At 74.2% G+C, this 13,154-nt stretch carries 11 protein-coding genes; 5 read left to right on the top strand and 6 right to left on the bottom strand.

Annotated features, from left to right (window positions below):
• Nucleotides 1-16: 16 nt before the first annotated feature.
• From ACIQOW_RS18275 to ACIQOW_RS18265, 3 genes are all read right to left on the bottom strand, one after another.
• Nucleotides 17-1,429, bottom strand: a complete 1,413-nt coding sequence (locus ACIQOW_RS18275) for a sugar porter family MFS transporter (protein WP_401085845.1) — start codon at nt 1,427-1,429, stop codon at nt 17-19.
• Between the two features lie 117 nt (nt 1,430-1,546).
• Nucleotides 1,547-2,296 carry an FMN-binding negative transcriptional regulator gene (locus ACIQOW_RS18270; protein ID WP_401085843.1) on the bottom strand — a complete coding sequence of 250 codons (750 nt, stop codon included), beginning with the start codon at nt 2,294-2,296 and terminating at the stop codon, nt 1,547-1,549.
• 14 nt (nt 2,297-2,310) lie between these two features.
• Nucleotides 2,311-2,982, bottom strand: a complete 672-nt coding sequence (locus ACIQOW_RS18265; protein WP_401085840.1) for a pyridoxamine 5'-phosphate oxidase family protein — start codon at nt 2,980-2,982, stop codon at nt 2,311-2,313.
• A gap of 34 nt (nt 2,983-3,016) precedes the next feature.
• Here ACIQOW_RS18265 and ACIQOW_RS18260 point away from each other — a divergent pair, with 34 nt between their 5' ends.
• Complete coding sequence (locus ACIQOW_RS18260; protein WP_401085837.1) at nt 3,017-4,354, top strand: aminotransferase class I/II-fold pyridoxal phosphate-dependent enzyme; 1,338 nt, start codon at nt 3,017-3,019, stop codon at nt 4,352-4,354.
• Nucleotides 4,355-4,519: 165 nt separating this feature from the next.
• Here the strand turns inward: ACIQOW_RS18260 and ACIQOW_RS18255 are convergent, their stop codons facing one another.
• Nucleotides 4,520-5,878 carry an NAD(P)/FAD-dependent oxidoreductase gene (locus ACIQOW_RS18255; protein WP_401085834.1) on the bottom strand — a complete coding sequence of 453 codons (1,359 nt, stop codon included), beginning with the start codon at nt 5,876-5,878 and terminating at the stop codon, nt 4,520-4,522.
• A 205-nt stretch (nt 5,879-6,083) separates the two neighbouring features.
• Between ACIQOW_RS18255 and ACIQOW_RS18250 the strand changes: the two genes are divergently transcribed.
• The 3 genes from ACIQOW_RS18250 (at nt 6,084) to ACIQOW_RS18240 (ending at nt 7,792) form a co-directional block, all read left to right on the top strand.
• Nucleotides 6,084-6,839, top strand: a complete 756-nt coding sequence (locus ACIQOW_RS18250; protein ID WP_401085831.1) for a HipA family kinase — start codon at nt 6,084-6,086, stop codon at nt 6,837-6,839.
• Nucleotides 6,836-7,252, top strand: a complete 417-nt coding sequence (locus ACIQOW_RS18245) for a DUF3037 domain-containing protein (protein WP_401085828.1) — start codon at nt 6,836-6,838, stop codon at nt 7,250-7,252. Before ACIQOW_RS18250 ends, ACIQOW_RS18245 begins: the two co-directional genes overlap by 4 nt.
• An 84-nt stretch (nt 7,253-7,336) precedes the next feature.
• Nucleotides 7,337-7,792, top strand: a complete 456-nt coding sequence (locus tag ACIQOW_RS18240; RefSeq protein ID WP_188300066.1) for a MarR family winged helix-turn-helix transcriptional regulator — start codon at nt 7,337-7,339, stop codon at nt 7,790-7,792.
• A 41-nt stretch (nt 7,793-7,833) separates the two neighbouring features.
• On the opposite strand, the gene ACIQOW_RS18235 is transcribed toward ACIQOW_RS18240, so the two are convergent.
• Nucleotides 7,834-9,948 carry a HelD family protein gene (locus tag ACIQOW_RS18235; RefSeq protein WP_401085826.1) on the bottom strand — a complete coding sequence of 705 codons (2,115 nt, stop codon included), beginning with the start codon at nt 9,946-9,948 and terminating at the stop codon, nt 7,834-7,836.
• A gap of 118 nt (nt 9,949-10,066) precedes the next feature.
• On the opposite strand from ACIQOW_RS18235, the gene purB reads away from it, so the two are divergent.
• Nucleotides 10,067-11,497, top strand: coding sequence for an adenylosuccinate lyase (purB, locus tag ACIQOW_RS18230; RefSeq protein WP_401085823.1), 1,431 nt, complete (start codon nt 10,067-10,069; stop codon nt 11,495-11,497).
• A 7-nt stretch (nt 11,498-11,504) separates the two neighbouring features.
• Here purB and ACIQOW_RS18225 read toward each other — a convergent pair whose 3' ends face one another.
• Nucleotides 11,505-13,046 (bottom strand): DHA2 family efflux MFS transporter permease subunit, encoded by a 1,542-nt coding sequence (locus tag ACIQOW_RS18225; RefSeq protein ID WP_401085820.1) that lies wholly within the window; start codon nt 13,044-13,046, stop codon nt 11,505-11,507.
• Between the last annotated feature and the right edge of the window lie 108 nt (nt 13,047-13,154).

Below are 13,154 nucleotides of genomic sequence, written 5' to 3'. Positions count from 1 at the left end.
GGCGGGGCGGTCCCGGTCAGCCCATCTCCTCCAGCGCCCGGCCCTTGGTCTCCTTGATGCAGAAGGCCACGAACGGGATGGAGAGCAGCGCGAAGGCCGCGTAGATGACGTACGTCGCCGAGAGGTTCCAGTCGGCGAGGTCGGGGAAGCTGACGGTGATCGCCCAGTTGGCGATCCACTGCGCCGAGGCGGCGACGGACAGGGCCAGCGCGCGGATCCGGTTGGGGAACATCTCGCCGAGCAGGACCCAGACCACCACGCCCCAGGAGAAGGCGAAGCAGAGCACGAAGACGTGCGCGGCGATCAGGGCGACGGTGGCGTGGGTGTTGTCCAGGGTGGCGGTGTCGCCGGTGCCGTGCCGGTAGGAGAACGCCCAGGCGGCGGTGGACAGCGCGGCCGCCATGCCGGCCGAGCCGGCCAGGGCGAGCGGCCTGCGGCCGATCCGGTCCACCAGGACCATCGCGATCACCGTGCCGATCACGTTGATGATCGAGGTGGAGAGGCTGATCAGCAGCGAGTCGGACTCGTTGATGCCGACCGACTGCCACAGGAAGGACGAGTAGTAGAAGATCACGTTGATGCCGACGAACTGCTGGAACACCGAGGCGCCGATGCCCACCCAGACGATCGGCAGCAGGCCGAAGCGGCCGCCCGTCAGGTCCTTGAGCCGGGGCTTGTGCGAGGACTCCAGCACCGTGCGGATCTCCGCCACCCTGGCGTCCAGGTCCACGCCCTCGCCCTCGACCTCGACCAGCACCTTGCGGGCCTGCGCCTCGCGGTGGTCGGCGATCAGGAAGCGCGGCGACTCCGGGATGGAGAGCGCCATCAGCCCGTACACCAGGGCCGGGATGGTCTCGACCCCGAGCATCCACTGCCAGGCCTGGATGCCGCCGAGGTGGCTGGTGGACTCGCCGCCGGCGGCCTGGTTGAGCGCCCAGTTGGCGAGCTGGGAGACGGTGATGCCGAGCACGATCGCCATCTGCTGGAAGGAGGCGAGCCGGCCGCGGTAGGCGGTCGGGGCGACCTCGGCGATGTAGGTCGGGGCGATCACCGAGGCGATGCCGATCGCGATGCCGCCGATCACGCGCCAGGTGGCGAGGGTCTGGATGTTCGGCGGGAACATCGAACCGAGGCCGCTGGCCGCGAACAGCACGGCGGCCAGCAGCATCGTGCGCACCCGGCCGAGGCGGTCGGCGAGCCGGCCCGCGATCACCGCGCCCGCCGCCGAGCCGAGCAGCGCGATCGCCACCACGAAGGCGGTGGTGCCGTTGCCCACCGCGAAGTGCCGCTGGATGCCCGTCACGGCGCCGTTGATCACCGCGCTGTCGTAGCCGAACAGGAAGCCGCCCATGGCCGCGGCCGCCGAGATGAACACCACGTGGCCGAGGTGGGCCTCTCCGGTCGCCCGATGGCTGTTGACTGAGGACACACGCGCTCCCGGGGGTGGACGGGCCCGCTCCGACGCCGAGTGGGCAGGGCTCGTCTCACATTCGAGCAGCGCGGCGGCCGACCTGCCCGAGTTGGCGACCGATCGGGTGACTCCGGGTCAGTCGGCGGCGCGCGGGTGGTCGGTGCGCCGGTCCGCACCGCGCGGGTGGTCGGTGCGGGGGGTGGTGTCCGAGGGGGCGGTGGCGCCCTCCGGTGCGGCGCCGGGCCCCGCGGTGCGCCGCCGGTGACGGCGGAGCAGCTGGGCGCGGGCGGCGGCGTACTGGTCACGGCCGCGCCCTCGTCCGTCGGCGCGCTCGGCGAGCCGGTCGGCGATCGCGTACTGCGCCTCGGCGGGCTTCTTGTCGTCGTACTTGAACTTGGCCCGCACCTCGTTCACGGTCAGCCGGAGCCCGCGCAGCCCGGGCAGCTGCCTGGCCAGCTCGCCCTCACCGGGCACCACCCGGACCTCAGGCGTCTCGGGCTGGAAGTGCGCCAGCTGGCGGTTGAGGATCTCCGCCTTGCCGGTGGCTGACTCCACCACCTCGGCGGTGCAGTGGAAGTGGACCGAGGCGTAGTAGCTGGTGGGCGTGCCCGGCGCGCCGCGCCAGTGCCCGGGGGCGAAGGCGTAGCCGTCGGTGACCGCGAGGGTGACCTGCGGGTCGGCCCTGACGGCGGCCAGCAGCGGGTTGGGCGCGGCCAGGTGGAGCAGGATCTCGCCGCGTTCGGCGTCCAGCAGGAAGTGCGTCGGGACCAGCACCGGGCCCTCGCCGGCGCCGCCGTTGGCCGCGAGCAGGCCGAAGTCGCGGCCCTCGGCCAGCCAGGCGCGCCACTCGTTCTCGTCGCCGCGGTCCCAGGATCTGATCAGCATGGGTGGACCTCCCGTCAGCGGGGGTAGCCGCGCAGGTGCGCGGGCAGCGGGACGGTGGTTCCGGGGTGCGGCTCGGGGGCGCCGTGCACGGTGGTGACCGGGATCAGGCCGGACCAGTGCGGCAGGCCGGCGTCCTCCGGGTCGTCGTCGGCGCCGTCGGCGCGGGTCTTGGCCGAGACCTCGTCCAGCTCCAGCCGGATGACGGCGGTGGCGGCGAGCTCCTTGGCGTCGGCCGGACGGACCTCGGCGGACCGGCCGGGCACCGCGTGGTCGACCAGGGCGGCCAGCGCGACGTCCCGTTCCCCGGCGTCGGTGACCTGGTGCGCGGTGCCGTGGGCGACCACCGAGCGGAAGTTCACCGAGTGGTTGAACGCGGACTTGGTCAGCACCAGGGCGTCGACCAGGGTGACCGTGACGCAGACCGGCATGCCCTGCTCGCCGGAGGCGTTGCGCAGCGGGCGGCTGCCGGTGGAGCCGTGGAGGTAGAGCCGGCTGCCGACCCGGGCGAAGATCGTCGGCAGGACGACGGGGGCGCCGTCGACGACGAAGCCGAGGTGGCAGACGTACGTGCTGTCGAGGATGGCGTGGATCGCCTCCTGCTCCCAGGTGGCCCGGTCCCGGTAGCGGGTGGGTGTGGTTCCGGGGGTGCGGGAGTAGCTGGGCGAACCTTCCGGGTTGGCTGACATGACATCCTCTATGTACTAGTGCATAATTTGCTTTGTGCTAGGAGACTATCCGCTGAAAGGGCGACGCGCCACTGAGATCGCGGCCCACATCGAGCAGGGCGTGAGCAGCGGACTGCTCGCCCCGGGAACCGCGCTGCCCCCGCTGCGCGACCTCGCCGCCGAACTCGGCGTCAACCCCAACACCGTCGCCGCCGCCTACCGGCTGCTGCGCGACCGCGGCGTGATCGAGACCGCGGGCCGAAAGGGCAGCCGCATCCTGCCCAGACCCGCCCTCGCCCCGCGCGACCGGATCCGCGTCCCCGTCCCCCCGCACGCCCGCGACCTCTCCACCGGCAACCCCGACCCGGCCCTGCTGCCCGACCTCACCCGGGCCATCGCGGCCGCCGCCGAGGCCGCGCACGCCGATCCGGTGCTCTACGGGCACGAGGCCGTCGACCCGCGGCTGCTCGCGATGGCCCGCGCCTCCTTCGAGGCCGACGGCCTGCCCGGCGGACCGGTCGTCGTCGCCTCAGGCTCGCTGGACACCGTCGAGCGGATCCTCGACGCCCGGCTGCGCCCCGGCGACGCGGTGGCCGTCGAGGACCCGGGCTGGGGCAGCCTGCTCGACCTGCTGCCCGCGATGGGGCTGCGGCACGCGCCCTTCCGGCTGGACGACGAGGGCCCGCTGCCGGACTCGCTGGCCGCCGCGCTGGCCGAGGGCGCCCGGGCCGTGGTGGTCACCAGCCGGGCGCAGAACCCGACCGGCGCGGCGCTCACCGCGCGACGGGCCGAGGCGCTGAAGGCCGTACTGGCCGAGCACCCCGGAGTGCTGCTGATCGAGGACGACCACGGGCACGGCATGGTCGACCAGCCCTACCACCCGCTGGTCGGCGCCGGCACCCGGCACTGGGCGGTGGTGCGCTCGGCGGCCAAGGCGTACGGGCCCGACCTGCGGGTCTCGATCGCGGTCGGCGACGAGGAGACGATCGGGCGGGTGGCCGGCCGGCTGCGGCTGGGCGTCGGCTGGGTCAGCCACCTGCTGCAGCGCACCGTCGCGGAGCTGTGGCGCGGCGACGCCGCCCCGGCCGCCCTGGTGGCCGGGGCGTACCGGGCCAGGCGGGACGCGCTGCTCGGGGAGCTGGCGGCCCGTGGGATCGCGGCGCACGGGGAGAGCGGGCTGAACGTCTGGGTGCCGGTGCCGGACGAGACCTCGGTGCTGGCGGCGCTGGTGCAGCGCGGCTGGGTCGCGGCGCCCGGCGCGCGGTACCGGATCCAGTCGCCGCCCGGGCTGCGCTTCACCACGGCGCGGCTGGAGCCCGCGCAGGCGCGGGAGCTGGCGGAGGACCTGGCGACGGTGCTGGGGGCGGGCCGGGGCGGATCGCGGCTGGTGTGAGCGCCGGTGCGGTTCGGGGGCGGCGGGTGTGGCCGACGGCCGGGCAGGACGTGCCCGGCCTCGCGCCGACCACGTGCGTCGGCGCCCCGCCGGCCCGGCCCTGGCCCTGGCCCGGCCTCGGCCGCCGGGGCGCCGACCCGGTCGGGCGCGTCCCGTGCCGGAGGGTCAGCCCTTGGCGAGCAGGGACTGCGCGTGGGCGCGGACCTGATCCTTCGTCAGATAGGCGTCGGTGTACTCGAAGTCGCGCAGCCGGGCGGGCTGGCGGGCGAGGAAGCCGGTGCGCACGAAGTCGTCGCCGGCGGTCGCGTTGAGCACCCAGTTGGCGCCCACCCGGAACTTGGCCGCGTTGGTGCGCATCGCCATCAGGTGGTAGCCGCGCGCCACCAGCTGGGCCGGCACCCCGCGCAGCTCCACGCCGAGCGGCTTGGAGACCGCGTCCTTGCCGCCGAGGTCGACCACCAGGCCCAAGTCCTTGTGGTAGTACGGCTCCAGCGGCTGGTTGCGGAGCGAGGCGATCACGTTGTCGGCGGTCGCGCGGCCCTGCCGGGCGGAGTGCTGGGCGGTCGGCGGGCAGACCGCGCCGTCCCCCTTGGCGAGGTCGGGGACGGCGGCGGCGTCGCCGAGCGCGAACACGCCCTCGAACTGCGGCACCCGCATCTCCGCCGTCACGGCGAGCCGGCCGCGGACCGTCTCGGCGTCCAGGGTGCCGATCAGCGGGCTCGCGGCCACGCCGGCGGTCCAGATCAGCGTGCGGCAGGGGAGCACCCGGCCGTCGGTGAACTTGACCGTCTCGGCGCCGACTTCGGCCACCGAGACGCCCAGTGACACCTCGATGCCGCGGTCGCGCAGCACCTCCAGGGCGGCTTCGCCGAGCGGGTCGCCGAGCTCCGGCATCAGCTTCGGGGCGATGTCGATCAGGTGCCACTTGATCTGCCGGGCGTCCAGGCGCGGGTAGCGCAGGGTGGCGGCGGTGGTCAGCCGCTGGAGGCAGGCGGCCGTCTCGGTGCCCGCGTAGCCGCCGCCGACCACCACGAACTGGAGCCGGGACTCGCGCTCCTTCTGGTCCAGGGTGGCGGAGGCGAGGTCGAGTTGGGCGATCACGTGGTCGCGGACGTAGGCCGCCTCGGCGAGCGTCTTCATGCCGCGGGCGTAGTCGGTGAGGCCGGGGATGTCGAAGGTGCGGGTGACACTGCCGGGGGCGAGCACCAGGATGTCGTACTTCTGCGCGACCACCTCGTCGGTGATCTTGCGGACGACGCACACCTTGGAGGCCGGGTCCACGCCGATGGCACCGCCGGGGACGATGTGGGTGCGGCGCAGCGAGCGGCGCAGGGAGATGGCCACGGACTGCGGGGTGAGGACGCCGGCCGCGACGTGGGGGAGGAGGGGGAGGTAGAGCTGGTAGCTGAACGGCGTGACCAGCGAGATCTCGGCCTCCGACGGTGACAGCTTGCGTTCGAGGCGGCGGGCGCACTCCAGGCCGGCGAAGCCACCGCCCACGATCAGGATCCGAGGTCGTTCCATCGTTCATCCCTTTGCCGTGAAGGTCCCCATTACTGCCCGCCACACTCGCACGGAGCAGCGGGGGCTGCCACCGGGGCGGGGCGCAGGGGGGAGCCGGGGGGCGCGGGGCGTGGGCGGGGCAGCGCGGCGGGGAGAGGGGAGCGGGCTTCCCCCGTACGGGGTGGTGGTGGGGGAAAGGGGTGGCGGCACCGATAGGCTGTCGGCCGTGCTACCCCAGGTGACGGCGATCCGGTACGTGACGCCACTGCGAGAAGGCGGCTCGATGCCGGGCCTGGTCGAGGCCGACGACCGGCGGCTGTACGCGCTGAAATGGGTCGGTGCCGCGCAGGGGCGCAAGGCACTGGTCGCGGAGGTGCTGGCCGGGGAACTCGGCCGGCGGCTCGGGCTGCCGGTGCCGGAGCTGGTGACGGTCGACCTGGACCCGGTGCTCGCGCGCAGCGAGCCGGACCACCAGATCCAGGACCAGATGCGGGCCAGCGGCGGGACCAACCTCGGGATGGCCTTCGTCAGCGGCGCGCTCAACTTCGACCCGCTCTGCTTCGAGGTGGACCCGGAACTCGCCGGGCAGGTGCTCTGGTTCGACGCGCTGATCGGCAACGTCGACCGGTCCTGGCGCAACCCCAACCTGCTGGTGGCGACCGGTGGGCTGCGGCTGATCGACCACGGCGCGAGCCTGATCTTCCACCACAACTGGCCGGGCGCCGCCGCCTGGATCCGCCGCCCGTACGACGCCTCCGACCACGCGCTGCTGCGGGCCAGGCCGGACGTGGCGGCGGCCGACAAGGCGCTCGCGCCGGTCGCGGAGGCGGCGATCGAGGCCGCGGTGGCACGGATCCCCGAGGTGTGGCTGACGGACGAGTTCGGCTTCGACTCGCCCGACGAGGTGCGCGCCGCGTACCGCACCCAGCTGACCGAGCGACTGGCCGGTCCGCGCGACTGGCTGCCGGAGGTGCCCGCATGACCGAGTCCTCGCCGTCCGCGCTGCCGGCCACTGTCGAGCTGCACGACTACGAGTACGCCGTGATCCGCGCGGTGCCGAGGGTCGAGCGCGGCGAGTGCGTCAACGTCGGGGTGCTGCTGTACTGCCGGCAGAGTTCGCACCTGGCCGCCCGTACCCACCTGGACCAGGCCCGGCTGCTGGCGCTGGATCCGGTGGCGGACGTGCAGGGCGTGCGGCGGGCGTTGCACGGGATCGAGGCCGTCTGCCTGGGCGGCCCGCAGGCCGGTCCGGCGGCGGGGGACAACGCCGGTCAGCGGTTCCGCTGGCTGACCGCGCCGCGCAGCGCGATCGTCCAGCCGGGGCCGGTGCACACCGGGCTGACCGCGGACCCGGAGGCGGAGCTGCGGCGGCTGTTCGACCAGCTCGTGCTCTGACCCGGGACGGGCGGGAGGCGACTCGCGGACGGTTGCCCTGGTCAAAGCTTGAGTTACTGAAGCACCTGGCCGTACCCTTGCCCCATGGGTTCGACAGCGACGACGACCGTACCGACCAACGCCGAGTTGATGGAGGTGTTGGCCTCCGTCGGTGCCGCGTACTTCCAGGACTTCGCGGCGGCCGCGGCCAGGCACGGCCTCTCCTCCTCGCAGGCCAAGGCGCTGGGCGCGGTGCAGGAGCCGGTGCCGATGCGGGCGCTGGCCGGACGGCTCGGCTGCGACGCGTCGAACGTCACCGGGATCGTGGACCGGCTGGAGTCGCTGGGCCTGGCCAACCGGGCGGCGGCGGCCGGTGACCGCCGGGTGAAGATCGTGGTGATCACGGACGAGGGCCGGGAGATCCTGAACGGCATCCGCGGTGAGATGGCCAGGACCCACCAGGCCTTCGAGGCGATGACCGACGAGCAGCGGATCGCCCTGCACTCGATCTGCTCCCAGGTGCTGCCGGTGCTGGCCGGCCGCCCCGGCGGCGCGCAGTAGGACCCGCGAAGCCCGCTGCCTCCCGGCCGGAGCGGCTCCGCTCAGAGCAGCCCGGCGAGTTCCGGCGGCAGCGGCCGGTGGTGCAGCAGGGTGAGCGAACGGGTGGTCCTGGTGAGGGCGACGTAGCGGTCGCGCGGCGCGAGCGCGGCCGGCTCGACCACCACGACCGCGTCGAACTCCAGCCCCTTGGCGTCCGCAACGGTGAGCGCGTCCAGTCCGGCGGCCAGGGCGTCCGGCGCGATCACGCCCGAGGTGCCGGTGCCGCGGGGCAGCCGGGCGAGCGCGGCGGCGAAGTCGCCGTCCGGGACGGGGACCGCGCGCGGCTGCTCGGTGCCGGGGCGGATGGACTCGGGCGGCCGGTGGCCGGGCACGGCGGTGCGCAGGACGGCGGCGGCGAGGGCCATGACGGGCTCCGGCGTGCGGTAGTTGACGGTCAGCCGCTCTTCGCGCCAGCGGCCGGGCAGGTGCGGGTCGAGCATCTCGGCCCAGCTGCGGGCGCCGGCGGGCGATCCGGTCTGGGCGAGGTCGCCGACGATGGTGAGCGAGGTGGCCGGGACGCGCCGCAGGACGGCGCGCCAGGCCATCGCGGACAGCTCCTGCGCCTCGTCGACGACGACGTGGCCGTACGCCCAGGTGCGGTCGTCGGCGGCGCGCTCGGCGGTGGAGCGGTACGGGCCGTCGTCGCGGAAGCGCCCGGCCAGCGCGGCGGAGTTCAGCAGGACGTCGTCGGTCTGTCCGGTGATGGTCAACACGCCCTGGGCGAAGGCCAGTTCGTCCGGGTCCTCGTCGCAGGCGGCGGAAGCCCGCTGTTCGCCGAGGAGTTCGGCGGCCTCGTCGAGCAGTGGGACGTCCTCGACCGTCCAGGGGGAGCCGGGCGGGCGGAGCAGGACGGACGCCTGCCCGGGGGCCGAATCCGCAAGTAACTCCCGGTCGGTGAGCAGCCGTTCGAGCAGCTGCTGCGGGGTGAGCAGCGGCCACAGCGGGTCGAGCACGGCGCGGACGTCCGGGCGCTGCCACAGTTCGCGCGGGGCGTAGTGGGCCTCCTCGTCGTCGTACGGGCGGCCGAGGGTGAGCGCCTGGGCGATGCCGAGGGCGTCGAGCAGGGTGCGCAGGTAGAAGCCGCGGGCCCGGTTGTGCGGCAGTCGCAGGCCACGGGCGGCGTCCCTGGCCTCGGCGCAGGCCCGGGCGGAGAGGGTCAGCCCCTCGCCGAGGTCCAGGCCTTCGGCCGGGGCCCGCTGGTGGGCGGCCAGGGCGCGGCGGAGCACCCCGGCCATCCGGGGGCCGCCCTTGGCCACGGCGGTGGCGGGGGCGTCGGTGCCGGTGGCGTCGATGCCGGGGAAGAGCTCGCCGACGGTGCGCAGGACCACCTCGGTTTCGCCGAGGGCGGGCAGCACCTCGTGGATGTACCGCAGGAAGCCGGCGTTGGGGCCGATCAGCAGCACGCCCCGGCGCTCCAGGGCGGCGCGGTGGGTGAACAGCAGGTAGGCGGCGCGGTGCAGGGCGGCCAGCGTCTTGCCGGTGCCTGGACCGCCCTGGACCACCAGGGCGCCGGACAGCGGGGAGCGGATCACCCGGTCCTGCTCGGTCTGGATGGTGGCGACGGCGGAGCCCATGCGGCCGGTGCGGTCGCGGGCGAGCGCGGCGAGCAGCGCGGCCTCGCCGACCAGGCCGCGCCGGCCGGAGTCGCTCAGCCCGACGAGGTCGAGCGCCTCGTCGTCCAGGCCGGTGAGGGTGCGGCCCCTGGTGTGCAGGTGGCGGCGGCGCACCACGGGGCCGGGCCGGGCGGGCGTCGCGGTGTAGAAGGGGCGGGCGGCCGGGGTGCGCCAGTCGAGCAGCAGCGGTTCGTGGGCCTCGTCGGTCAGGCCGGCTCGACCGATGTAGTGGACGGTGCCGTCGCGAGCGTCGAGCCGGCCGAAGCAGAGGCCGTGCTCGACCGCGTCCAGCCGGGCGGCGTGGCGGGCGGCCTCGCGGGCGCGCACCTCGCGTTCCAGCCTGGACTGGTGGGTGCCGCCGGCCGCGGCTCCGTCGTGGGCGGCGTCGGCGGTGCGCCGGGCCCGCTCGCGTACGGTGTCCAGCCGGGCGTAGAGGCCGGAGAGGTGGGCCTGTTCGCTGCGCAGGGCCTCGGCGAGGACGGGTTCCGCTGGAACTTCACTCATCGATGTGGTATCCTTGCGGTGAGAAGATTTCGGTGCGTCAGGTGAAGGGCGCTCAATCGACCCAGCCTACCCCATCCGCCGACGCCTGGCGTGACCTCGGCTGTTACTCTTGCGAAGCGTGAGCGCGAAGCCCCAGATCCCCAATGTCCTGGCCTCCCGGTACGCCTCGGCGACCCTGGCCCAGCTGTGGTCCCCCGAGCACAAGGTGGTCCTCGAGCGCCACCTGTGGCTCGCCGTCCTGAAGGCCCAGCAGGACCTCGGCGTCGAGGTGCCGGCGGGCGCCGTCGCCGACTACGAGCGGGTGATCGACCAGGTCGACCTCGGTTCGATCGCCGCCCGTGAGCGGGTCACCCGCCACGACGTGAAGGCCCGGATCGAGGAGTTCAGCGAACTCGCCGGCCACGAGCAGATCCACAAGGGCATGACCTCCCGGGATCTGACCGAGAACGTCGAGCAGCTCCAGATCCGCCAGTCCCTGGAGCACGTACGGGACCGCACGGTGGCCGTGCTGGTGCGCCTGGGCAAGCTGTCCGCCCAGCACGCCGAGCTGGTCATGGCCGGCCGCTCGCACAACGTGGCCGCGCAGGCCACCACCCTGGGCAAGCGCTTCGCCTCGATCACCGACGAGCTGCTGGTCGCCTTCCGCCGTCTGGAGGAGCTGATCGCCCGCTACCCGCTGCGCGGGATCAAGGGCCCGGTCGGCACCGCCCAGGACATGCTGGACCTGATGGGCGGGGACACCGAGAAGCTGGCCGAGCTGGAGCGCCGGGTCGCCGGGCACCTCGGCTTCGACCACGTGCTGACCAGCGTCGGCCAGGTCTACCCGCGCTCGCTGGACTTCGAGGTGCTCACCGCCCTCGTCCAGCTGGCCGCCGCGCCGTCCAGCCTGGCCAAGACCATCCGCCTGATGGCCGGCCACGAGCTGGTCACGGAGGGCTTCAAGGAGGGCCAGGTCGGCTCCTCCGCGATGCCGCACAAGATGAACACCCGCTCCTGCGAGCGCGTCAACGGCCTGGCCGTCATCCTGCGCGGCTACGCCTCGATGACCGGCGAGCTGGCCGGCGACCAGTGGAACGAGGGGGACGTCTCCTGCTCGGTGGTGCGCCGGGTCGCGCTGCCGGACGCGTTCTTCGCCTTCGACGGTCTGCTGGAGACCTTCCTGACCGTCCTCGACGAGTTCGGCGCCTTCCCGGCCGTGATCGAGACCGAGCTGGACCGCTACCTGCCGTTCCTCGCCACCACCAAGGTGCTGATGGGCGCGGTGCGCGCGGGCGTGGGCCGGGAGACCGGCCACGAGGTCATCAAGGAGCACGCCGTGGCCTCCGCGCTGGCGATGCGCGCGGGTGCCCGGGAGAACGAGCTGCTGGACCGCCTGGCCGCCGACGAGCGGATTCCGCTGGACCGGGCCGCGCTGGACGCGCTGCTGGCCGACAAGCTTTCCTTCACCGGCGCGGCCGGTGCCCAGGTCGCCGAGGTGGTCCGCCAGGTGGAGGCCGTCGCGGCCGCCTACCCGGAGGCCGCCAAGTACGTTCCGGGCGACATTCTCTGACGATTCGTCAGGCCTTGCGTGAGGGCCCTGCCGCCGGACCGCCGGTGGCAGGGCCCTCACGCGTCGCGGTGACGTGGCCGGGGTCGAGCGGCGGGGTGGTGCCGCAGCTCCACTCGGTGTCGGGCTCGGCCACCGGGTGGTCCGCGGGGGCCAGCACGTTGCCCCGTACGGTCGCGAGGGCGGTCAGCCCGCCGGCGGTGAGCAGGCCCGCGCAGATCAGCATCGCGGTGTGGAACGCGGAGTCGACCGAGGCGGGCACCCGGTAGGCGTCGCCGCTCAGCCCGGCCAGCGCCGGCAGGGCGGCCACCGCGAGCAGGCCGGCCGCCCGGGCGGCGGCGTTGTTGACCCCGCTGGCGATGCCCGCGTGCCGGACCTCGACGGCGGCCAGCACCGTCGCCGTCAGCGGCGCGACCAGCAGCGTCATCCCGCAGCCCATCACCGTGACGGCGGGCAGCACGTCCACCCAGTACGAGGAGTCGGCGCCGATGCGCAGCATCAGCAGCACTCCGGCGGCGCACAGCAGCGGACCGACGGTCAGCGGGATGCGCGGACCGATCAGCTTGCCGAGGCGCCCGGCGCGCGCCGACAGCACCAGCATCAGCACGGTGATCGGCACCAGCGCGAAGCCCGAGACCAGCGGGGAGAACCCGGACACGATCTGGAGCTGCACCACCAGCAGGAAGAAGACCCCGCTGAACGCCGCGTACACGCACAGGGTCACCAGGTTCACCGCGGTGAACAGCCGGGAGGAGAACAGTCCGAGCGGCAGCATCGGCTCGGGCGCGCGGCGCTCGACGGCGACGAAGGCGACGCCGAGCACCAGGCCGGCCACGCCGCTGACCCAGACGGCGGGGGACAGGCCCTCGCCGGCGGCGGTCAGCGCGTAGGTGACCGCGCCGAGGGCGAGGGCGGCGAGCACGGCGCCGAGCACGTCGAACCGGCCGGAGGCGCTCTCGTCCCGGCTCTCCGGCACCGACCGGGTGGTGACCACGATCACGGCGGCGGCGAGCGGCAGGTTCAGCAGGAAGATCCAGCGCCAGCCGGGGCCGTCCACCAGCCAGCCGCCGAGGAAGGGGCCGACCGCGGCCGAGACCCCGCCGAGGCCGGACCAGAGGCCGACCGCCGCCGAGCGGTCGTCGGGGTGGAAGACGGCCTGGAGCATGGCGAGCGAGCCGGGGGTGAGCAGCGCCCCGCCGATGCCCTGGACGGCGCGGGCGGCGATCAGCACGTGGATGTTCGGCGCGGCGGCGCAGGCCGCGGAGGCGACGGCGAACCAGACCACGCCGATCAGGAAGACCTTGCGCCGCCCGTAGCGGTCGCCGAGCGCGCCGCCGAGCAGGATCAGGCCCGCCAGGGTGAGCAGATAGGCGTTCAGCGTCCATTGCAGGGACGCCAGGGAGGCGCCGAGGTCGGCGCCGATCCGGGGCAGGGCGACGTTCACCACGGTGCCGTCGAGCATCGCCATGCTGGAGCCGAGCACCGTCGCCAGTAGTACCAGGCGGCCCTGCGCGGTGCCCAGGCGCAGGGTCCCTGCCTCTGAGGTGGTCACGGGCGAATCCTGCGCTGCCGGGACGCACGTGACAAGGCTCACCGGGTGGTGTGTTGGCCGCGAGCTGTCCGTGAGCGGCCGGCCGCGCAGCGTCGCGGATCTCGGCGC

The sequence above is a fragment of the Kitasatospora sp. NPDC091335 genome, assembly GCF_044757205.1.
Classification (GTDB): Bacteria; Actinomycetota; Actinomycetes; order Streptomycetales; family Streptomycetaceae; genus Kitasatospora.
This window is presented reverse-complemented; position numbering and strand designations above follow the sequence as displayed.